This window comes from Rhizobiaceae bacterium (genome assembly GCA_023953845.1).
Lineage (GTDB): Bacteria > Pseudomonadota > Alphaproteobacteria > Rhizobiales > Rhizobiaceae > Arvimicrobium.
In genome coordinates, this window is sequence record JAMLJC010000001.1 from 2,832,959 (window position 1) to 2,854,300 (window position 21,342).

Below are 21,342 nucleotides of genomic sequence, written 5' to 3' on the forward strand. Positions count from 1 at the left end.
GATTAAATGGCATTGTCGCTGCGGTTAGGGGACAACATCATGCGTTCAAACATCTTTTCCCGCGAGAAGCTGCGGTGCTCGACCGCGCTCGCGGCCGCTCTGGTGATTTCAGCGGCGGTGCCGGCATTCGCTCAGGAGGGCAATACCGAAATCGTTCTCGAAGGCATCACGATCTATGGCGCGAAAGATGCGAACACGCTGAAGGACACGTCTTCGAGCGTCGGCGTCGTCACGGAACAGGCGATCCGCGACAACATGCTGCGCACTTTCCGCGACGCGTTCCGGCGGCTGGCGAACGTCATGGACGCCGACTGGAACGATGCCGGCTTCCTCATTCGCGGCGTGAATTCCGAGGGCTTCGTCCCGGGCGGCGCGCCGCTTGCCTCCGTCTATATCGACGGCGTCCAGCAGACGGTCTACGGCGCCCGTCGCGGCGCGCGCGGTCTCTGGGACGTCGAGCAGGTGGAAGTGTATCGCGGACCCCAGTCCACGCTGAGCGGCCGCGCCGCACTCGCCGGCGCCATCTACATCAAGACGAAGGACCCGACCTTCGAGCGCTCTGCCGAGATGTCCGGCACGATCGGCAACAACGATCTCTGGAACACGGCCTTCATGGTCAACATGCCGGTGGTCCAGGATCAGCTCGCGGTACGGTTTGCCGGAGAGTTCGAGCGCTTCGACAGCGACCTGAACTATGAGAACTATGCCGGGTTCGACCGTTATGACGACCTGACCACCGCGGAATACTACAATTTGCGCGGAAAGGTTCTCTGGACGCCGGCCGAAATGCCGGGCACCCGCGCCCTCTTCAGCTACTCCTTCGCCCATGACCGGCCGACTATCGACGACATTGCCGGACCCGGGCTGGGCTTCGACTTCGATGAACGCCGCGGCGATTTCAACGACCCCGTGTTCATGGAAGTGCGTTCGAGCGACGTCCACAATGTCGGCCTCGAAGTCACGCATGAAATCTCCGATGCTTTGCGCTTCACCTCGCTGACCGGCTATACGCACACCTTCCTCGACCGGCCCTCGGTGAACGAGGGGACCGCCGGAGAGATCAACGTGCTCGCCGGCGATCGAATCGATGTTCTCGGCACCCAGGAGTTCCGGCTGAACTACGAAGTTGACCGGCTTTCATGGATCGCCGGCATCTATGGGTCCTATGAGGAAGTGGACTCCGCCTACGACCGCACCAGTTTCAGCTCCAGGAACGACATCAGCCGCTCCAGCGTCGAGACGGCCAACGCGGCGGTCTTCGGCGAGGTCACATATGAGTTCGTCCCTACCTGGAAGGCCACGCTCGGCGGCCGCGTCGACTATACCAGCGTCGATCAGACGGAGTTCTTCTCGCGCCAGCAGCCGCTTGGCGGCGCGACCCGGGTGATCACGGATTACGCGAGCAGCACGGACGACGTGAACTTCGTGCCGAAGATCGGCATCTCGAAGGATTTCGGCGAGAACCAGACGGCCGGATTCGTCTTCTCGCAGGGCTTCCGCACCGGCGGGGGCGGCTTCGACCGGTCGGCGGGCGTCACCTATACCTACGAGCCGGAATGGGCCAGCAACTACGAACTCTTCTACAAGGGAAGTCTGCTCGACGATCGCCTGACCCTCAACGCCAATGTGTTCTACACGGACTTCTCCAACCAACAGGTGGAGATGCGGACCGATCCGCTCGATACGCTGTCCAACCGGATCGTGAACGCGGCTTCCGCGCACTCCTACGGTTTCGAGTTCGAGCCGAGCTTCGCGTTCACGGAACAGTTCACCGCCTTCGCCTCGGTCGGCTATGTCTATTCCCGCTTCGACGAGTTCGACGATGCGAATCTCGGGGACCTCAGCGGCCTGCCTTTTCCCGAGGCGCCGGAATGGAGCGTCGGCATCGGCGGCACGTATAATTTCCTCAACGGCATCTATGTCGGCGCGGACGCGAAATACACCTCCAGCTATCTCGCCCGCTTCGGCACGCCTCCGCAGGACGAGATCGATTCGCGTGTGATCCTCAATGTTCAGGCCGGCTATCGCACGGAAAGCTGGGAGCTGAACGCGTTCGCCGAGAACCTGCTCGACGAGGAGTACTTCGTCTACAACGACAACGACATCGCCGCGACGCTCGGCAAGCGCCGCACATTCGGCGTGAACGTGAAGGCCAGGTTCTGAGGAAAGGTCCCGGCCAACCCGCTCGACGGGAGTCTTCCGGCCTGTAGCGACGCGATCAGGGACCCTTTCCCGATCGCCGCGTCGTTTCCTTCCTGCTATTTCCTGGGTCGGTAGGTGAGCAGGCGAAGCGCGTTCGCGGTGACCAGCACGGTGGCGCCGGTGTCGGCCAGGATCGCCATCCACAGCGTCGTCACGCCGAACAGCGTCGTGGCGAGAAAGACCATCTTGAGGCCGAGGGCGATCGCGATGTTCTGCCGGATGTTGCCCAGCGTCGCCTGAGACAGCGCAACCAGATCCGCGACGCCTCCCACGCGGTTCCCGAGCAGCGCCGCATCCGCCGTCTCCAGCGCGACGTCGGTTCCGCCTCCCATGGCGATGCCGACGGAAGCGGCGGCAAGCGCGGGCGCATCGTTGATGCCGTCGCCGACCATGGCGATCGGACCAAGGTCCTTGAGCCTGCCGATCTCCGCCAGCTTCGCATCCGGCAGGAGTTCTCCGCGCGCTTCCAGCCCGAGCCTTGCGCCGATGGAGTTCGCGGTGCGCTGATTGTCGCCCGAGAGCATGAGGACGTTGACGCCGCGATCCTTCAGCCGCCGCACGCCTTCCACGGCATCGTCGCGCGGTTCGTCGCGCAGCGCGATCAGACCTTCGATGGTCTTGTCCGCCATAAGCACCACGACGGTCTTGCCTTCGCTTTCCAGGGCCAGGATGCGCTCGCCGACATCCGCAGGAACATCGGCCGCCTCGGCTGCATGGCGCGGAGAGCCGACCGATGCGAAGCCCGACTTCAGCCGCGCCGTCACCGCCTTGCCGGGAACCGCGATGCCGCCGCCGAAGACCTGCGGAAGTTCAAGCGCACGCTCCGTTGCGGCTTCGACGATCGAGACGCCAAGCGGATGGCTGACGTTCTTCTCCACCGCCGCCGCCCTGGCGAGCACATCGTCTTCCGATCCGACGAGCGCGACGACATCGGTCACCCTGGGATGGCCGCGCGTCAGCGTGCCAGTCTTGTCGAAGGCGACCGTAGCGACCTTGCCAAGCGCTTCCAGAGCCGCGCCGCCCTTGATGAGAAGACCCTGTCGCGCGCCGGCCGCCAGTCCCGATGCGATCGCCGCCGGAGTCGAGATGACCAGCGCACACGGACAGGCGATGAGCAGTGTCGCAAGGCCGCGATAGATCCAGGTCATCCAGTCGCCGTCGAAAGCGAGCGGCGGAATAAGGATCACCAGCGCCGCCACCACCATCGCGCCCGGCGTGTACCACCGCGAGAAGCGGTCGATCATCCGCGCCGTCGGCGCCTTCGATTCCTGCGCCTCCTCGACCATGTGAATGATGCGCGCGATCGTGTTGTCGGCGGCGACATGGGTGATCCTGACCCGCAATTCGCCATTGGCGTTGATCGAGCCGGCGAAGACCCTGGCCCCGGCCTCCTTGAGCACGGGAACGGACTCGCCCGTCACCGGCGCCTCGTTCACCTCCGACGAACCGCTCTCGACGATCCCGTCGGACGGAACCCTGTCGCCCGGCCGCACGACGACGCGATCGTCGACCGCAAGCGCCTCGACGGGCACGCTTTCGGTCTGTCCGGAACCGGTGACCCGCAACGCCCGCCGCGGCACGAGGTCGATCAGCGCCTCTATGCCCGCCCGCGCCCGTCCCGCCGCCACTGTCTCCAGAAGCTCGCCAATGGCGAACAGGAAAACGACGACGGCGGCTTCCTCCGCCTCGCCGATGGCGATGGCCCCGAGCGCGGCGATGGACATCAGGGTCTCGATGGTGAAGGGAGAGCCTTCCAGCGCGCCGACGACCGCCCGGCGCGCGAAGGGAACGACGCTGGCCAGGGCGGCAGCCGCGAAAAGCCACGTGTCCCATTCGGGCAGGAAGAGGGCGGCCACGAAGGCCGCCGCGAACAAGGCTCCCGTCAGGAAGACGAGTCGCGCCTTCGCGCCTTTCCACCAGGGTTCTCTGGTCCGCTTCGCAGGCAAGGGCTGCTTCGAGCCCGGCGCCGGCCCGGAAGGTTGATACCCGAGCGCGCGTACCTTGTCCTCGATGATGCGAAGCGAGGTCCTGTCCTCGTCGACCTTCAGCGCAAGCGTGCCGGCGGTATAGCTGACATCGATCTCGCTCACGCCCGGCAGGCGCTGCATGGCGGTTTCGATCTTCAGCGCGCATGCCGCGCAGTCCATGCCTTCTATCTGCAGTCTGATCCGGGTTGCGGCGGTCATTGTCTCATCACCTCGACATTCGGGACGTGACCACCTAGCTAGGGGCTGTAGTCACTACAGGGTCAAGCGACGAACATGAAAATTCTGACGATCGGTCATCTCGCCCGCGAGACGGGCACGAAGGTCGAGACGATCCGCTTCTACGAGAAATCAGGATTGTTGCCCGCGCCGTCGCGAACGGATGGCAACTACCGTTCCTACGACGAGGCGCATCTCAACCGGCTGAGCTTCATTCGGCGGGCGCGCGAGCTTGGTTTCTCGCTCGATCAGGTCCGGGCTCTTCTGACTTTGTCCGACGACCGCGGCCAGCCCTGCGCCGCTGTCGACACGATCGCCACGGAGCATCGCGCCGAGGTGGAACGGAAAATCGCCGACCTGCAATCCCTGAAGGCCGAGCTCGACAGGATGATCGACCAGTGCGGATGCGGCGTCGTCGCCGACTGCCGCATCATCGAATCCCTGTCGCCCCGGCGCAAAGCCATGAACTGATCCGGCGTCCGGTTTCCGTCATCGCACGACCAGCACCGGAACGGAGCTATGAGCCAGCACCTCCGACGTCTGGCTGCCGAGGATGAGGCGACCGAGTCCACGGCGCCCATGCGAAGCCATGACGATCAGGCTGCAGTCCTTCGCCTTCGCCGTGGCGACAATGGCTTCGGCAGGCTGGGCATCGGGGACGTGGAGCACGGCTGCTTCGACGCCGAGCTTGTCGGCCGCTTCCTTGACCGGTTTCAGAATGCCGTCGGCATGTTCCTTCTGCACGTTTTCGTAGCGGTCGACGTCGGATTTCGTCGGCACCCAGCCGAGCCCGCTCGGACTTGCGGTAAATGGAAACGGCTCGGTGACGGTCATCAGAGTGACCCTGGCGCCCAGGTTCTTCGCCAGGGAAAGGCCATGGTCGACGCCCTTCTGGGCGGTTTCCGATCCGTCCGTGGAAATCAGTATATGTTTGTACACGATCCTCTCCTCTGCCGTCCTGTGCGCTGCGTCGCGCCATCATGCGCAACGATCAGACATGTTTCGAAATCGCGCAAGCATCCTTTGCCGTGCGACATGGCTATCCTGACGGCCGTCTTCCGAACTTGATCGAGGTCAAGGGTGGCGGTTATTGCTCGCGCTTCGGTATGATCATCAACGACGGCAAGCTGAGGCCGGGCACAGAATCGGGGCAAGATGCAGATACTCGTGTTCAATGCAGGCAGCTCCAGTCTCAAGTTCGGGGTCTTCCGCCTTGATGAAGAGATGAAGGAGATCTTCAAGGGCTCCTACGACCGCTTTCGTGACGGCGGATGCGACTTCCGCTTTCGCAAGGACGAGATCGACGAGCGGGGCAGGGCGGAGCATGCCGACATAGGCGCAGCGATCGCCGCGATACCGGCGGTGCTGGAGCGCTTCGGGCTGGACGAAATCGACGCGATCGGTCACAGGGTCGCGCATGGCGGCGGCAAATTTCCCGCGCCGGCTGTCCTCGACGACGCGACCGTTGCAGAGATCGAGACACTTACCCCTCTCGCTCCCCTCCATAATCCGGCGAATCTCACGGCCGTGCGCTTCTGCCGCTCGCTGTGGCCCGAGCTCGCGCAGGTGGCCGTTTTCGACACGTCCTTCCATCTGACGAATCCACCTTTCGCGACCACCTACGCCGTGCCGAAGTCATGGCGCGACGCCGGGCTTCGCCGCTACGGCTTCCATGGCACCTCGCACAAATACGTCGCGCTTCGGGCCGCCGAGGAGATCGGCCGCCCGCTGGCGGACCTCCAGATCGTGAGCGTGCATCTCGGCAACGGCGCAAGCGTCTGCGCGATCAACCGGGGCAGGAGCCTCGACAGCTCCATGGGCATGACCCCGCTGGAAGGCCTGGTCATGGGAACGCGCTCCGGGGATGTCGATCCCGGAGCATTCGGCTTCCTCAACCGGCAATTCGGGCTTTCGGTCGCGGACATCGAGACCGCGCTTTACAACGACAGCGGCCTGAAAGGGCTGACCGGCTCCTCCGACATGCGCGATCTGGAAGACATGGCCGCCAAGGGCGACCCCGACGCGCAACTCGCCATAGAGATCTACGCCTACAGGGCCCGCAAATATATCGGCGCCTACGCCGCGGCGATGGGCGGGCTCGACGCCGTCGTCTTCACCGGCGGCATCGGCGAGAATTCACCATCGATGCGGCGGCGCATCTGCGACGGGCTGGACTTCATGGGCCTGCAACTCGACCACGATCGCAACCAGTCTCTCGATCTCGGCAATCACGCCGCGCCGCAGATACAGGCCTACGGGTCGCGCGTGCGGGTGTTCGTCACCGAGACCGCCGAGCAGCTCATGATCGCGCGCGAGACCGCCGCCGCGCTTGCGAGACCGGAGCCGGTCGCCGAGCCTATTCCGATTGCGGTTTCGGCGCGGCATGTTCACCTGTCACGGGATGCCGTGGACGTTCTTTTCGGGAAGGACCATGTGCTGAAGCCGATGCACCCGCTGCGGCAGCCCGGCCATTGGGCGGCGGAGGAGCGGGTGACGCTCGAAGGTCCCAAAGGCATGCTGGAACGTGTCGCGATCCTCGGCCCCTTGCGTTCGCGCACGCAGATAGAAGTATCCCGGACCGACAGTTTCGCGCTCGGCATCGACGTGCCGGTTCGCGACAGCGGCAAACTGGATGGAACGCCAATCGTCACCATCGTCGGGCCCGCAGGCAGCGTCACCACCGACGGGCTGATCGTCGCGGCGCGTCACATCCACACCAATCCGGAGGACGCTGCCCGGCTCGGGCTCGAAGACGGCGAATTCGTCGACGTCCATGTCGGCGACGAGCACAGGGGCCTGACATTCGCGCGTACGCTGGTGCGCGTCGCGAAAGGCTCGTTCACCGAGATGCACATAGACACCGACGAAGCGAATGCCGCCGGCATCGGCATTGGCGGCGAGGGTGAGATCGTGCCCGACAAGGTGGCGTCGGTCCGCCCCAGGGTTTCGGGCTGAAAGGACCGGAAACCGCCGCGTCAGGATTTTCCGGGCCATTTCCAGTCGCGGATTTCGGGCAGGTCTTCGCCATGCTCGCAGACATATGATTTGTGTTCGCGCAGCCTCTCCTCCAGCGACGTCTTCAGCGCGGCGGAGCGCTCGGCAAAGGCCGGCAAACGCCGGATCGCGGCCAGCGCGAGGTTGAAGCGGTCGAGCTGGTTCATCACTGCCATGTCGAAGGGCGTCGTGGTGGTTCCCTCCTCGCGAAAGCCATGGACATGCAGATTGTCATGGTTGTTGCGCCGGTAAGTCAGCCGGTGAATGAGGTACGGATAGCCGTGATAGGCGAAGATCACCGGCCGGTCCTTCGTGAACATCCGGTCGAAGACGTCGTCGGTGAAGCCGTGCGGATGCTCCGTATGCGATTGCAGGGTCATCAGATCGACCACGTTGACCACCCTGATCTTCAGTTCGGGTAACGCCGAATGCAGTATGTCGACGGCAGCGAGCGTCTCCATGGTCGGCACGTCGCCCGCGCATGCCATGACGAGGTCGGGCTCTTCCGCCGCAGCGCAGGTGCAGGCCCATTCCCAGATGCCGGCGCCCGCCTTGCAATGTTCCTCCGCTTCGTCTGCCGTCAGCCACTGGAGCTGCGGCTGCTTGCCCGCAGTAATGACGTTGATGCGGTTCCATGTTCTGAGGCAGTGGTCGGTCACCCATAGCAGGGTGTTGGCGTCCGGCGGGAAGTAGAGGCGCACCGTGTCGGCCTTCTTGTTGGCGACAAAGTCGGCGAATCCCGGGTCCTGATGGCTGAAGCCATTGTGGTCCTGCCGCCAGACATGCGACGTCAGCAGGTAGTTGAGCGAAGCGATCGGCTTTCGCCAGGGCAGTTCCGAGGCGGTCTTCAGCCACTTTGCATGCTGGTTCACCATCGAATCGACGATGTGGATGAAGGCTTCGTAGCAGGAAAACAGCCCGTGCCGGCCGGTGAGCAGGTAGCCTTCCAGCCAGCCCTGGCACAGATGCTCCGACAGCACCTCCATGACGCGTCCCTCGCGGGCGAGATGCTCGTCATAGGGTTCGATCTTCTCCATCCAGACGCGATCGGTGACGTCGAAGACGGCGTCCAGACGGTTCGAGGCGGTCTCGTCCGGTCCCATCAGTCGAAAATTTCTTGTCTCGGCGTTGAGCCTGATGACGTCGCGCAGATAGGCGCCCATGGCCCGCGTGGCTTCGCCGACAGTGGTGCCTGGGCCATGGACGGCGAGAGCGAAGCTCTTCCAGTCTGGCAGGACGAGGTTCTTGCCGAGCATGCCGCCATTGGCGTGAGGCAGCGCGCCCATGCGCTTCCGGCCCTCAGGCGCGAGCGCCGCCAGTTCGGGAAGCAGCTTGCCGTTTGCGTCGAACAGTTCCTGCGGCCTGTAGCTTCGCATCCAGTCTTCGAGAATCTGCCGGTGCGCGGCATCGCCCCGCGCGTTGGACACCGGCACCTGATGGGACCGCCAGAAATCCTCGACCTTCTTCCCGTCGACCTCCTTAGGTCCCGTCCAGCCCTTCGGGCTGCGCAGCACGATCATCGGTCAGCGCGGCCGTCCGCCGTCCCGATCGTTTCTCCGGGCGTCTTTCTGGATGGCGTGAATGCGATCGAAAGCCTGGTCGAAGGCGGTCGCCATGGTTTCGTGCATGGCGAAAGGCTCGTGGCCTTCCACGAAGATCGGCTCATATCCATAGCCGACAAAGAGGCTGCGCAGTTCATCGTCGTCCATCCGCGCCAGCACGGTCGGATTGGCGATCTTGTAGCCGTTGAGATGCAGGATCGGCAGCACCGCCCCGTCGATCTTCGGGTTGAGGAACTTGTTCGAGTGCCACGCGGCCGCCAGCGGACCGGTCTCGGCCTCGCCGTCCCCGACGACGCAGGCGACGACGAGATCGGGATTGTCGAAGGCCGCTCCGAAGGCATGGACCAGCGCGTAGCCGAGTTCACCGCCCTCGTGAATGGAGCCCGGCGTTTCGGGCGCGACATGGCTCGGCACGCCGCCGGGAAAGGAGAACTGCTTGAACAGTTTCTTCATCCCCGCGGCGTCCCGGCCAATTTCGGGGTAGATTTCGCTGTAGCTGCCTTCGAGCCAGGTGTTGGCGACCATGGCCGGGCCGCCATGTCCGGGTCCGCATATGTAGAGCACGTCGACGTCGCGTGCCCTGATGATGCGGTTCAGATGGACGTAGATGAAGTTCAGTCCGGGCGTCGTGCCCCAGTGCCCGAGAAGCCTTGGCTTGACATGCTCGGCCTTCAGGGGTTCGGCGAGCAGCGGATTGTCCATGAGATAGATCTGACCGACGGACACGTAGTTGGCCGCACGCCAGTACCGGTCGAGAAGGGTGAACTGACGGTTCGGGGTCGCCTCGGACATAGCGTTTTTCCTTTTTCCATCTGCGGCGGATGACGCCACTGCGCGGCGGCGCGTTCATGGCAGATATCCGGCCGATGGCCGGAGCTTTTGACGGGTTCGATTCGCCGGCCTCGCGAAGAGCGTTCCGGAAATCCTTCTTGCCATGCGGCTTTCGAGCCGGGCACCGCTGTCAGGATGGCATATCTTTGCGGACGCGGTCCACATGGTCGTCGATTGACATCCGCACGGGTCGATGTCCGAACGGAACATTGACAGCAGCCCGGCTTCACTTCTAACGTATCAGCTATTGGTTGGGCTCGCGGCAATGGTGCCGTGGCAATGAAGGCAGTGTTGCCTCCCGTCACCCGGAAGTATCCGGGTTGGGAGGCTTTTTTGTTTTGAACGGCTGAAGGAAACACGAAGAGAACGCCATATCGAAACGAAAGGACGCTCAGGCCACGGCGACGAAGCGCCAGACTTCGCGCCCAAGCAGCCGGTCCGCAAAAAACAAGAAGGAACGAAGCGGGATAATGGGAGCTTTGAACCACAACCAGCGCACGTCGGAGCCATGGCGCGTCGGCGTGCTGTTCTCAAGGACCGGCTTCATGTCGGTCATCGAGGAAACCCAGTTGCGCGGCACGTTGATCGCCGTTGACGAGATCAATGAAAGCGGCGGCATAAACGGCAGGCCGATCGAGACCATCATTTACGATCCGGGGTCCGACGCCAGGTCCTACGGCCAGTATGCCAAGCGGCTTATGGTCGAGGACGGCGTCAGCACGATTTTCGGTTGCTACACGTCTTCCAGCAGGAAAGCCGTCCTGCCGGTCGTCGAACGGCTGGACGGGCTGCTCTGGTATCCGACGCTCTACGAAGGGTTCGAGTTCTCGCCGAACGTCATCTACACGGGTGCGACGCCGAACCAGAACTCGGTCCAGCTCTGCAAGGCGCTGATGGAGCAGTTCGGTCCCCGCTTCTTCTTCGTCGGATCGGACTACATCTATCCCCGCGAATCCAACCGCGTCATGCGCGAACTCGTGCGCAACAATGGCGGCTCGGTTGTGGGGGAGCGCTACTTCAGGCTGGAAGCGGACCGCAGCGAATTCGTGCCGCTGCTGCGCGACATCAAGCGGGCGCAGCCCGACGTGATCTTCTCGACCGTGGTGGGAGAATCGACCACCTTTCTCTATCAGGCCTACCACGATCTCGGGCTCAATCCGAAGACGGTCCCGATCGCCAGCCTGACGACCACCGAGGCCGAGATTCAGGCGATGGGCTACGATGTCGGCGAGGGGCACTACACCGCCGCATCCTATTTTCAGGGCGTGGCGACGGAGCGAAACAGCAGTTTCGTCGCCCAGTATCACAAGCGATACGGCGGCGATCAGCCGACCAACATGTGTCTCGAGGCGTCCTACTTTCAGGTCAACCTGTTTGCGCGGACCCTGGAGCAGACGAATTCGCTCGACACCCGCCAGTTGCGGAGTTCGGTGATGGGTGCGGAGTTCAACGCGCCCCAGGGCTGCGTCTCGATAAATCCCGTCTGGGGGCATGCCGACGTCTGGACGCGGATCGGCCGCGCCAACCGTCAGGGCCAGTTCGACATCGTCTTCCAGTCCGGCGCCAGCGTGAAATCCGATCCCTACCTGATCAGCTACGGTCGTTCCCTGGAGTACTGCTGAATGCGTCCTGGTTCGTTGTCGAGACGCGGTGAACCGCCCCAGATGCCCAGACCGGATTACGGGCATGATCGCTGGGTCGGTGGACAGCGGTCCGAGCTGCGGCCGGCCGGCGGGGAAAAACCCGGCAGGCACGGCGGTCCGGCCCTGGAGTTGAACGTCGCCGTCATGGTTGAGCGGGACGATCATGGCGAGTTCCTGATCCGCGAACTGCAACGGCAACGCATCGGCGTACGGCACATCTGGCCGCTTCCGGCGCAGATACCGCTACAATACGATGTGCTGTTCTGCGCCCTGTCCGACGACCTGCCGCAGCGCATTCCATGGGTGCCGGGCGAGCCGTCGGCTGCGCTCATCCTTGTCGATGACGGCAAGGCGCCGCTCAATCTGAAGCTGATCCACAACTGCGCGGCGCATGGATTGCTGCACTATCCGGCGACGTCGAGAATGATCCAGGGCATCCTCATGCTGGCGCGCGAGCATTTTCAGTACGAGCGGCGGCTGAGGGGGCGCATAGAGAAGCTTGATGAGAACCTGCGGACGATGCGCCTCGTCGAGCGGGCGAAGACGCTCCTCATCCGCCTGAAGAACCTCAGCGAGGAAGAGGCCTACAACTTCCTGCGCAAGCAGGCGATGGAAAAGCGCGTGACGATCGGCGCGGTGGCTGCGGCGGTTATTGACTCGCACGAACTTCTTAGTTAACAATTTACAAATTGTACGCGGCAAGGGCGCCGCGCACATAACGGGTAACGAAACCCCGCGGGTCCGCGAGAGCGGAACGTGGGGTTTTTGCATTTTGCCCAGCGCATGACGCATTCGCGGCGAGGACGCCGCGACCAAATCCAGAGGCGACGAGGCCCCCGGAACGATCCACCGCCAGGTGGAGCGGCGCGGGGCCTTTTGTTTTTCAAGGGAGATAGAGGGTGAACAATAACAGACGCACATTTCTCAAGGCTTCGGCGGCGGCGGGCGCTTTCACGCTGGTCGGCTTTCCTCACATCTGGTCAAAGAACGCATCGCTCGCTTTCGCGCAGGACGGCGAGATCAAGGTCGGCGTCCTGTTTTCGCTGACCGGCACGACGGCCATCATCGAGGAGTCGCTGAACAAGGCGACGCTGATGGCGATCGAGGAGATCAATGCCGCGGGCGGCATCAACGGCATGAAGATCACTCCGGTGGTCGAGGACCCTGCTTCCGATCCGGCGACCTTCGCCGAGAAGGCGCGCAAGCTCGTGCTGAGCGACAAATGCGTGTCGGTCTTCGGCTCCTACACGTCGGCGAGCCGCAAGGCGGTCCTGCCCGTCTTCGAGAAGCAGGAGAACCTTTTCTGGTATCCGACGCTCTACGAAGGACGCGAATGCTCCAAGAACGTCATCTACACCGGCGCCGTGCCCAACCAGCAGCAGGACGACTTCGTGCCGTGGCTGGTCGAGAAGTTCGGCAAGCGCTGGTATCTGATCGGATCGAACTACATCTATCCGAAGGAAGAGAACAACTACTGCAAGAAGCTGCTTGAAGGCCTCGGAGCGGAGGTGATCGCCGAGGAATACGTACCCCTCGGCCATTCGGAATTCTCTTCGGTCATCAACAAGTTCCGTTCGGAAAAGCCGAACGTCATCTTCTCGACCGTCGTCGGCGACTCGGTCGTCGCCCTGCATCGCCAGTATCGCGCGGCCGGCCTGGACCCGGCGACGATGCCGATGGCGAGCCTGACGACGTCCGAAAACGAAGTGGCGGCCATGGGTGGCGACGCCGCCGCCGGACACTTCACCTCGGCGCCCTATTTCATGGTCTTCGATTCACCGGAGAACCAGAAGTTCGTGGAGGCCTACAAGGCCCGCTGGGGCGGCGACAAGGTCACGCACTTCGTGTCGGAATCCTCCTACTTCCAGGTCCACCTCTTCAAGCAGGCGGTGGCCAAGCTGGCGGCGGGCGACATCGGTCCGCTGACCATCCGCGATGCGGTGAAGGGCGAGGAGTACAAGGCGCCGCAGGGGCTCGTGAAGGTCGAGCCGGAGAACCTGCATTGCTGGCTGCGCCCGAAGATCGGCCAGTGCAAGGCCGACGGACAATTCGAGATCCTCAAGCAGTCGGCAGACTGGCTCGAACCCAATCCGTACAGCGCCTATCCGAACCAGAAATGCACCGCCGAGGGCCTGAAGGAAAGCTGAGCCCAGGATTGCCGACGGCGGGTCCGCCGCCGTCGGCGCCAGCTGCGGAGAAGGTGCCAATGGATTTCGTCGTATCGCAGATTCTGACCGGGCTGAGCCTGTCGTCGATCCTGCTGCTCGTCGCACTGGGTCTCGCCATCATCTACGGCGTCACCGGTGTCATCAATCTCGCGCATGGCGAGTTCGTCATGCTCGGTGCGTATTGCGCGTGGCTGCTTCAGACCCAGCTCGGCTGGAGCCTGCTGGCGAGTCTCGTGCCCATCTTCATCCTTGTGGCGTTGCTCGGCTGGCTCATCGAAGCGGCGGTGATCCGCCATCTCTACGAGCGGCCGCTCGACACCATCCTCGCGACCTGGGGACTGGGCGTGATGGCGCAGCAGATCGTTCGCCTCGCTGCCGGCGGCGAGCTTCGCTACGTGCAGATGCCGCCCTCGCTCTCCGGCAGCGTCAACATTCTCGGCGCCACGGATTCGGCCTACCGCCTTTTCGTCCTCGGCGTCGCACTCGGCCTGTTCGCGCTCACCTGGTACATCTATCGCTACACGTCCTTCGGCCTGCAATTGCGCGCGATCACGCAGAACCGCGGCATCGCGTCGGCCTTCGGCATCAATGCGGCGCGCGCCTATCGGCTGACCTTCGCCTACGGCGCGGGCATTGCTGGGCTCGCCGGTGCGCTGATCTCGCCCCTGAAGAGCGTCTCGCCCGAAATGGGCACGACCTATGTCGTCGACGCCTTCATGGTGGTGGTGCTGGGCGGCGTGCAGAGCCTGCTCGGGACGCTCGCCAGTTCGGGCGTGCTCGGCGAGATCTCCGGCCTGATCGCCTATTACAGCAACGACACCATCGCCAAGGCGCTCGTGCTGCTCGCCATCGTCATCATCATCCGTTTCCGCCCGCAGGGCCTGTTCGCCCCGCGCGTCCGCGCCTGAGCCAAGGAGAGGAACTCCAAAAGTGTCTGGAAAGACCGCCCCTCAACTGCTCGTTTACGGCGTCGTCTGCCTTGCCATCCTGCTCGTGCCGCTGGTGGTCGACGACGCCTTCCTGCTCAACAAATACGCCCGCTACCTGATCTTCGGCATGCTGGCGATCGCGCTCAGCCTGTCCTGGGGCTATGCGGGGATACTGAACCTCGGCCAGGCGATGACCTTCGGCCTGGGTTCCTACTGCATGGCCATGTTCCTGAAGCTGAAGACCGTGCCGATCCACACCGGCAGCGACGGCCTTCCCGACTTCATGGTCTGGAACAACGTCACCGAACTGCCCTGGATATGGTGGCCGTTCTATTCGATGCCGTTCGCGCTCGCGGCGGGCATCCTCGTGCCCGCGCTCTTCGCCGCGCTGCTCGGCTGGTTCATGTTCGGAGGCCGCGTCGCCGGCGTCTATGCGGCCATCATCACGCTCGCCGCAATGGTGGTGGTCAATCTCATCATCATCGACCAGCAGAGCTACACGGGCGGCTTCAACGGCATCACCGATCTGGCGCAGTTCGACATCTTCGGCCTGACGTTCGACGCCTATTCCGCCTCCACCTACTACCTCGTCGCCATCTGCCTGACGTTCTCGCTGTTTCTCGCGCTGACGGTTTCCCGCAGCAAGACCGGGCTGATCCTTCAGGCGGTCCGCGATCAGGAGGAGCGCGTGCGCTTCTTCGGCTACGACGTGGCGCGCTACAAGACCTTCGTCTTCGCCTTCTCCGCCGCCATCGCCGGTCTGGCGGGCATGCTCTACACGATCGTCATGGAGTTCGCGTCGCCGACCTTCCTCGGCGTGCCGCTCAGCCTCTCCATCGTCATCTGGGTCGCGGTCGGCGGGCGGCAGAGCCTGCTCGGCGCGATGCTGGGCGCGCTACTCGTCACCGGCGTCCAGGGCGCGCTGTCGGAGTCCGAAACCTTCCTCGAAACCTGGACCCTCATCATGGGTGCGCTGTTCGTGCTGATCGTGCTGTTCATGCCGAAGGGGCTGGCCGGCGCGTTCGAGATCCTCGCGCGTCGCGCCGGTTTCAGGGCGCGGCCGGCGACCGCGCGGGTTTCCAAATCCACGGCGCATGCGGGGGGCGCGATATGACCACGCCGCGCGAACGCCTGTTGGCATTGAAGGACGTGACCGTTTCGTTTCAGGGCTTCGTCGCTGTCGACCACCTCGATTTCGAAGTGGCCTCGGGCGAACTGCGTTGCCTGATCGGTCCGAACGGCGCCGGAAAGACCACGACGCTCGACCTGATCTGCGGCAAGTCGCGGATCACCTCCGGCGAAATCTCCTTCAAAGGACAGCCGATCCACGAACTGAAGGAGTTCCAGATGGCGCGGCGCGGCATCGGCCGCAAATTCCAGGTGCCGAGCGTCTTCCGCGAATTGACGGTACGCGAAAACCTCGATATCGGCTGTTCGCGCGAGCCGGGCGTGCTGCGCAACCTGTTCCGGTTCGGCGGCAGCGCCGAAGCCGACCGGCTGGAGCGACTCGCGGCTCTTGTCGGGCTGGAAGATCAGCTCGACACGCAGGCGGCCCACCTGTCGCACGGCCAGACGCAATGGCTGGAAATCGCGCTCGTGCTTGCCCAGGACCCCGCGCTGATCCTGATGGACGAGCCTACCGCCGGCATGACGGCGCACGAGACCGACAAGACGGCGAAACTCTTCAACCAGCTTCGCGGTCAGCACACGCTGATCGTCGTCGAGCACGACATGGGTTTCGTGCGCGACATCGCCGAAACCATTTCGGTCATGCACCAGGGCAGGCTGCTCGCACAGGGCACGGCGGACGAGGTGTCGAAAGACGAGCGCGTCCGCGAAGCCTATCTCGGATCGGGAGGCATCGGCCATGCTTGAGCTCACGAATGTTGACGGCTTCTACGGTCGCAGTCGCGCGCTCCAGTCCGTATCCCTCACCGTCGGTCAGGGCGAGTTCCTGACCGTTCTCGGCCGCAACGGCGTCGGCAAGACGACGCTGCTGCGAACTATTCTGGGACTGATGTCGCGCTGCGCCGGCTCGATCCGCCTCGACGGCGGCGAGATCAACAACCTGCCCACGCACAAGCGCGCCAAGGCGGGACTGGGATACGTTCCGCAGGGCAGGGGTATCCTGCCGAACTTCACGGTGCGCGAGAACCTGCTGCTCGGGACCTTCGCCGCCGAAAACGGATCGGGGACCATACCCGACCACATCTTCGAGCTATTCCCGATCCTGAAGGAGTTTCTGGGCCGGCGCGGCGGCAACCTGTCCGGCGGACAGCAGCAGCAGCTCGCCATCGGCCGCGCGCTTCTTTCCCAGCCCAAGATCCTGCTCCTCGACGAACCGACCGAAGGCATCCAGCCGAACATCGTCGAGCAGATCGAGGACGTGCTGATCGATCTCAACCGCAAGCACGGCCTCGCGATCATCCTGGTCGAGCAGAACATCAAATTCGCGCGGCGTGCGTCCCACCGCTTCGCGATCCTCAATCGCGGCAGCGTGGCGGTGTCGGACGACATCTCCGCGCTCAGCGATGAACTCATCCACCGCCATCTCGTCGTCTGACGCATCGTTTCCAGAAGGAGGACTGAAATGTACCATGGCGATATCACCAGCAGCAAAGACACGGTCGGCGTTGCGGTCGTGAACTACAAGATGCCTCGCCTTCACACGAAGGAGGAGGTGCTGGCGAATGCCCGCAACATCGCGTCGATGATCGAGGGCATGAAGGTCGGCCTGCCCGGCATGGATCTCGTCATCTTCCCGGAATACTCGACGCACGGCATCATGTATGACTCCAAGGAGATGTACGAGACCGCGTCGCAGGTCCCGGGAGCCGAAACCGCGATCTTTGCCGAGGCCTGCAAGAAGGCCAATGTCTGGGGCGTGTTCTCGCTCACCGGCGAACGGCACGAGGAGCACCCGAACAAGGCGCCCTACAACACGCTCATCCTGATGAACAACAAGGGCGAGATCGTCCAGAAATACCGGAAGATCATGCCCTGGGTGCCGATCGAGGGGTGGTATCCCGGCGACTGCACCTACGTGTCGGAAGGGCCGAAGGGGCTTAAGATCAGCCTCATCATCTGCGACGACGGCAACTATCCGGAAATCTGGCGCGACTGCGCGATGCGTGGCGCCGAACTCATCATCCGCTGCCAGGGCTACATGTACCCGGCCAAGGAACAGCAGGTGCAGATTTCCAAGTCCATGGCCTGGGCGAACAACGTCTACGTGGCTGTCGCCAATGCGTCCGGCTTCGACGGCGTCTACTCCTACTTCGGCCATTCGGCGATCATCGGCTTCGACGGCCGCACGCTCGGCGAATGCGGCACCGAGGAGAACGGCATCCAGTATGCGCAGCTTTCGGTCTCCGCGATCCGCGATGCGCGGCGCAACGGCCAGTCGCAGAACCACCTCTTCAAGCTGCTGCACCGCGGCTATACCGGCATGATCAACTCCGGCGAAGGGGACAGGGGTGTCGCATCCTGCCCGTACAATTTCTACGCCAAGTGGGTGAACGATCCGGACGGCACGCGCGAGATGGTCGAGGCGCTCACGCGTTCCACCGTCGGCACGGACGAATGTCCGATAGACGGAATCCCGCACGCATCCGCTCACCGCTGACGGACCCGCGAGGCCTCTAGCGCCCAGGCGCTGGAGGCCATGCAGAATAGATACGGTCGACGAGAGACGTTGCGGCGGCAAGCTCAGGAAGCCGCCGGAACGGTGATGCGCGCTGTCGCACCTCCCGGCGTCCATTCAGAAGTGAGACGTGACCATGCTGGATGCCTATCGCATCACCGGCGAGCCGTATTATCGCGCGGTCGACCGGGAAATCGAGCTCTTCGAGGCGGCCTACCGCAGCCGTATGCCGATCATGCTGAAAGGTCCGACAGGCTGCGGCAAGACGCGGTTTGTCGAGCACATGGCCTGGCGGCTCGGGCGTCCCTTGATCACCGTATCCTGCCATGAGGACATGACGGCGTCCGACCTTGTCGGCCGCTATCTGCTCGATGCCGACGGAACGGTATGGCACGACGGTCCGCTCACGCTGGCGGTGCGCTACGGCGCGATCTGTTATCTCGACGAGATCGTCGAGGCCCGGCAGGACACTACCGTCGTTATTCACTCCCTGACCGACGACCGCCGCATCCTGCCACTGGAGAAGAAGAACGAGGTGGTCGCCGCGCATCCTGATTTTCAGGTCGTCATCTCCTATAACCCCGGCTACCAGAGCGTGCTCAAGGATCTGAAGGAATCGACCAAGCAGCGCTTCGGCGCCATCGCGTTCAGCTATCCGGACCCAGCGGTCGAAGCCGAGATCGTGATGCGGGAGGCCGGCGTCGGAAAGCGCGTTGCCGAGACGCTGGTGCGTATCGCTGAACGTTCCCGCAACCTGCGCGGGCAGGGACTGGAGGAAGGCGCTTCCACCCGGATGCTGATCAATGCCGGACACCTGATCGCAAACGGCATTCCGCCGGCTCAAGCGTGTCAGGTCGCCATGGTGGTGCCGATCACGGACGATCCCGACCTGCGCGACGCTCTCACCGGGGCGATCGCTGCCTGCCTGTGACGATGCCGCGATGAACACCGTCACCGGCCCCGGCGTCACGGCCATCCCGTCCGAACGGGACGCGGGATTGCAGGCTGCGCTGCGCCGCATCGAGCAGGCCGGCTACGGCGATAATGTCTATCAGGCCTATGCGCGCGCCGCGCCGATCCTGACGAGTCAGGCCGGGTCAGCCATCGCCGCCGATCTCGCCTCCTCGATTTCCCATGTCGCGATACGCGGCGGCCGTCGCGCGGCGGCGCTGCTCCCCTCCGCCGCGCTGGAGGCGGCGCGGCAATTGCCCGATGCTGCGCTGGTGGCCCGTTGGCTGGAGGTGGTCGAGACCATTGCCAGACAGGCGCCGGACATTCTCACGCTGCTGTTCGAACACACCGGCCGGCTGCTCTCCAGCCTCGACATCGCCTCGTTCACGGCCTTCGTGCGAATGGGGCTGAACATTGGACGCGACGATGCCGCGCGACGCAATGCCTTCTTTTCGTTGCAGAGCGCAGAGGCGCTCCGGTTCCTCGACCGGCGCGTAGGAAACGGCTTCGCGGATCTGCGCCCGGGCCTGAAGCCCTATCTCGGAGCGCTATGGAACATCCATCCGCCTCTTGTCGAGACACCGGCGGACGCGCCGGAGCATCTGCGTCGCCGGACGGGTTTCAGCGGTGGCGCCATACGCGTGCCGGCGTCTTTTCCGGGTTTCACGCTGGAAGACGCCAAGATGCTGTACCGGGCGGCGCTCGCCCATGTCGGCGCGCATCACCGCTTCACCCGCGCGAAATTCCCGGCCGCCGGCCTGAAGCCGCTGCAGATAGCGCTGGTCTCGCTCGTCGAGGACGCCCGCGTCGAACGCCTCGCCATCGGCATGATGCCCGGTCTGCGTCGGCTATGGGCGAGGTTCCATGTCGCGCGCCCGGAAGGCCCGCCGGTCGCGATCTCGCTCATGGCGCGCCTCTCGCGGGCGCTGCTCGATCCGGACTATGCCGATCCGCATGGCTGGGTGGAGAAGGGACGCATGCTGTTCGAGGAAGCGGTCTCGACGGATGGCGGGGACCAGCAGCTCAGCCGCAGGATCGGTGGCCTGCTCGGCAACGACATCGGCCAGATGCGGCTGCAGTTCGACGCGAAGACGTATGTCGTCCAACCCGCCTATCGCGATGACAATCTCGGCATCTGGGATTTCGGCGCGGAGGAGCAGTCTCCCGTCGAACTCGAAGCCATGGTCGACGGCGCGGTCATGCGGCAGGAGGCTGGCGAGGACGGTCGGCGCGAGGAGAGCGACGATCCCGGCGCGGCGGCCGGTCGTCTGCGCCCGGCGGACGAGGACGACGGCGTCACCGTCGCCCGCTATCCCGAATACGATTACGCGACGGGCCAGTACCGGCCGGAATGGTGCACGGTGCGGGAACTTCCCGCGCGGATGGGATCGGCAGGCGCGGTCGCCATGTTGCGGGACACCCGTTCAGACCTTGTCGAACGCCTGTCCGCATTGATCCGGGCGTCCCGCGTCAGCCGCCAGCAGCGGGTGAGGCGTCAGCCGGAGGGCGAGTTCCTCGACATGGATGCCAGCATCGCGGCGATGATCTCCCGCCGCGCCGGCGAGCCGCCGGACACGCGCGTCTACGGCCGTTACGAACGCCGCGCGCGCGACATCTCGGTGCTCTTGCTGATAGATGTGTCGCGGTCGACGGTAGATCGGGTCAGAGGTTCATCGGCCGGCGTGCTCGACGTGGAGCGTCTCGCGGCGTCGTTCCTCGCGCGGGCCATGGATGGTCTGGGCGATCCTTTTGCCGTGGCCGCGTTCTGCTCGAACACGCGGGAAGACGTGCGCTACACACGGATCAAGGATTTCGGACAGCCTTTCGGCGATCTCGCCCTTGGCAGGCTGGCCGGCCTGACCGGCGATCTTTCCACCCGTCTGGGTCCGGTGATCCGCCACGCGCGCAACGATCTCGCCCGGCAGAAATCCTATCGTCGCCTGCTGCTGATCGTCACGGACGGCGAACCATCCGACGTCGATGTGGACGACCGCCGGTATCTGGTCGAGGATGCGCGGGCGGCCGTGCATGAACTCCGGCGCGAAGGCGTCGACGTGTTTTGCGTCGCGCTGGACTCGGATGCGGAATCCTATGCGGAGCGCATTTTCGGGCGGCGCGGTTCGCTCCACATCAATTCCATCGACAGCCTGCCGGAAAAACTGCCGGCGCTCTATCTGCGCCTGCGCGGATAGGAGTGGCGAAACGGCCTGGACGA

16 protein-coding genes and 1 pseudogene are annotated in these 21,342 nt (G+C 64.0%); 13 read left to right on the forward strand and 4 right to left on the reverse strand.

Annotated features, from left to right (window positions below; all coding sequences use genetic code 11):
• Positions 1 to 39: 39 nt before the first annotated feature.
• Positions 40 to 2,163 carry a TonB-dependent receptor gene (locus M9955_13845; protein ID MCO5082725.1) on the forward strand — a complete coding sequence of 708 codons (2,124 nt, stop codon included), beginning with the start codon at positions 40 to 42 and terminating at the stop codon, positions 2,161 to 2,163.
• A 95-nt stretch (positions 2,164 to 2,258) separates the two neighbouring features.
• Here M9955_13845 and cadA read toward each other — a convergent pair whose 3' ends face one another.
• A complete protein-coding gene (cadA, locus tag M9955_13850; GenBank protein MCO5082726.1) occupies positions 2,259 to 4,388 on the reverse strand; it encodes a cadmium-translocating P-type ATPase in 2,130 nt (709 codons plus the stop codon).
• A gap of 75 nt (positions 4,389 to 4,463) precedes the next feature.
• Here cadA and M9955_13855 point away from each other — a divergent pair, with 75 nt between their 5' ends.
• Positions 4,464 to 4,877 (forward strand): helix-turn-helix domain-containing protein, encoded by a 414-nt coding sequence (locus M9955_13855; protein ID MCO5082727.1) that lies wholly within the window; start codon positions 4,464 to 4,466, stop codon positions 4,875 to 4,877.
• An 18-nt stretch (positions 4,878 to 4,895) separates the two neighbouring features.
• Here the strand turns inward: M9955_13855 and M9955_13860 are convergent, their stop codons facing one another.
• Positions 4,896 to 5,345 carry a universal stress protein gene (locus M9955_13860; GenBank protein ID MCO5082728.1) on the reverse strand — a complete coding sequence of 150 codons (450 nt, stop codon included), beginning with the start codon at positions 5,343 to 5,345 and terminating at the stop codon, positions 4,896 to 4,898.
• Between the two features lie 216 nt (positions 5,346 to 5,561).
• On the opposite strand from M9955_13860, the gene M9955_13865 reads away from it, so the two are divergent.
• Positions 5,562 to 7,361, forward strand: coding sequence for an acetate/propionate family kinase (locus M9955_13865; protein MCO5082729.1), 1,800 nt, complete (start codon positions 5,562 to 5,564; stop codon positions 7,359 to 7,361).
• 20 nt (positions 7,362 to 7,381) lie between these two features.
• Here M9955_13865 and M9955_13870 read toward each other — a convergent pair.
• Positions 7,382 to 9,754: pseudogene (locus M9955_13870) on the reverse strand (phosphoketolase family protein).
• Positions 9,755 to 10,184: 430 nt separating this feature from the next.
• Positions 10,185 to 10,349 carry a hypothetical protein gene (locus tag M9955_13875; protein ID MCO5082730.1) on the reverse strand — a complete coding sequence of 55 codons (165 nt, stop codon included), beginning with the start codon at positions 10,347 to 10,349 and terminating at the stop codon, positions 10,185 to 10,187.
• Between M9955_13875 and M9955_13880 the strand changes: the two genes are divergently transcribed.
• The 10 genes from M9955_13880 (at position 10,339) to M9955_13925 (ending at position 21,319) form a co-directional block, all read left to right on the forward strand.
• Positions 10,339 to 11,415, forward strand: a complete 1,077-nt coding sequence (locus M9955_13880) for a transporter substrate-binding domain-containing protein (protein MCO5082731.1) — start codon at positions 10,339 to 10,341, stop codon at positions 11,413 to 11,415. The genes M9955_13875 and M9955_13880 overlap by 11 nt on opposite strands.
• A 42-nt stretch (positions 11,416 to 11,457) precedes the next feature.
• On the forward strand, positions 11,458 to 12,114 hold the full coding sequence (locus M9955_13885; GenBank protein MCO5082732.1) for an ANTAR domain-containing protein: 657 nt from the start codon (positions 11,458 to 11,460) through the stop codon (positions 12,112 to 12,114).
• A gap of 221 nt (positions 12,115 to 12,335) precedes the next feature.
• Complete coding sequence (locus tag M9955_13890; GenBank protein ID MCO5082733.1) at positions 12,336 to 13,583, forward strand: transporter substrate-binding protein; 1,248 nt, start codon at positions 12,336 to 12,338, stop codon at positions 13,581 to 13,583.
• 59 nt (positions 13,584 to 13,642) lie between these two features.
• A complete protein-coding gene (gene urtB, locus M9955_13895) occupies positions 13,643 to 14,512 on the forward strand; it encodes an urea ABC transporter permease subunit UrtB (GenBank protein ID MCO5082734.1) in 870 nt (289 codons plus the stop codon).
• A gap of 22 nt (positions 14,513 to 14,534) precedes the next feature.
• Positions 14,535 to 15,647, forward strand: a complete 1,113-nt coding sequence (gene urtC / locus M9955_13900; protein MCO5082735.1) for an urea ABC transporter permease subunit UrtC — start codon at positions 14,535 to 14,537, stop codon at positions 15,645 to 15,647.
• Positions 15,644 to 16,408 (forward strand): urea ABC transporter ATP-binding protein UrtD, encoded by a 765-nt coding sequence (gene urtD / locus M9955_13905; protein MCO5082736.1) that lies wholly within the window; start codon positions 15,644 to 15,646, stop codon positions 16,406 to 16,408. Before urtC ends, urtD begins: the two co-directional genes overlap by 4 nt.
• Positions 16,401 to 17,096, forward strand: coding sequence for an urea ABC transporter ATP-binding subunit UrtE (urtE, locus tag M9955_13910; protein ID MCO5082737.1), 696 nt, complete (start codon positions 16,401 to 16,403; stop codon positions 17,094 to 17,096). The genes urtD and urtE overlap by 8 nt, the downstream gene beginning before the upstream one ends.
• 27 nt (positions 17,097 to 17,123) lie before the next feature.
• Positions 17,124 to 18,158 carry an aliphatic amidase gene (locus M9955_13915; protein MCO5082738.1) on the forward strand — a complete coding sequence of 345 codons (1,035 nt, stop codon included), beginning with the start codon at positions 17,124 to 17,126 and terminating at the stop codon, positions 18,156 to 18,158.
• A 154-nt stretch (positions 18,159 to 18,312) separates the two neighbouring features.
• Positions 18,313 to 19,107: a CbbQ/NirQ/NorQ/GpvN family protein gene (locus M9955_13920; GenBank protein MCO5082739.1), complete on the forward strand. Its 795-nt coding sequence runs from the start codon at positions 18,313 to 18,315 to the stop codon at positions 19,105 to 19,107.
• Between the two features lie 10 nt (positions 19,108 to 19,117).
• Complete coding sequence (locus M9955_13925; protein ID MCO5082740.1) at positions 19,118 to 21,319, forward strand: VWA domain-containing protein; 2,202 nt, start codon at positions 19,118 to 19,120, stop codon at positions 21,317 to 21,319.
• Positions 21,320 to 21,342: the final 23 nt, after the last annotated feature.

What these genes read in the sequence shown, in the direction of transcription:
- urtD (MCO5082736.1), top strand. Translation starts at nt 15,644, where the DNA reads ATGACCACGCCGCGCGAACGCCTGTTGGCATTGAAGGACGTGACCGTT.
- M9955_13915 (MCO5082738.1), top strand. Translation starts at nt 17,124, where the DNA reads ATGTACCATGGCGATATCACCAGCAGCAAAGACACGGTCGGCGTTGCG.
- M9955_13925 (MCO5082740.1), top strand. Translation starts at nt 19,118, where the DNA reads ATGAACACCGTCACCGGCCCCGGCGTCACGGCCATCCCGTCCGAACGG.
- urtE (MCO5082737.1), top strand. Translation starts at nt 16,401, where the DNA reads ATGCTTGAGCTCACGAATGTTGACGGCTTCTACGGTCGCAGTCGCGCG.
- M9955_13865 (MCO5082729.1), top strand. Translation starts at nt 5,562, where the DNA reads ATGCAGATACTCGTGTTCAATGCAGGCAGCTCCAGTCTCAAGTTCGGG.
- urtB (MCO5082734.1), top strand. Translation starts at nt 13,643, where the DNA reads ATGGATTTCGTCGTATCGCAGATTCTGACCGGGCTGAGCCTGTCGTCG.
- M9955_13875 (MCO5082730.1), bottom strand. Translation starts at nt 10,349, where the DNA reads ATGACCGACATGAAGCCGGTCCTTGAGAACAGCACGCCGACGCGCCAT.
- M9955_13845 (MCO5082725.1), top strand. Translation starts at nt 40, where the DNA reads ATGCGTTCAAACATCTTTTCCCGCGAGAAGCTGCGGTGCTCGACCGCG.
- M9955_13920 (MCO5082739.1), top strand. Translation starts at nt 18,313, where the DNA reads ATGCTGGATGCCTATCGCATCACCGGCGAGCCGTATTATCGCGCGGTC.
- M9955_13855 (MCO5082727.1), top strand. Translation starts at nt 4,464, where the DNA reads ATGAAAATTCTGACGATCGGTCATCTCGCCCGCGAGACGGGCACGAAG.
- M9955_13880 (MCO5082731.1), top strand. Translation starts at nt 10,339, where the DNA reads ATGTCGGTCATCGAGGAAACCCAGTTGCGCGGCACGTTGATCGCCGTT.
- M9955_13885 (MCO5082732.1), top strand. Translation starts at nt 11,458, where the DNA reads ATGCCCAGACCGGATTACGGGCATGATCGCTGGGTCGGTGGACAGCGG.
- cadA (MCO5082726.1), bottom strand. Translation starts at nt 4,388, where the DNA reads ATGACCGCCGCAACCCGGATCAGACTGCAGATAGAAGGCATGGACTGC.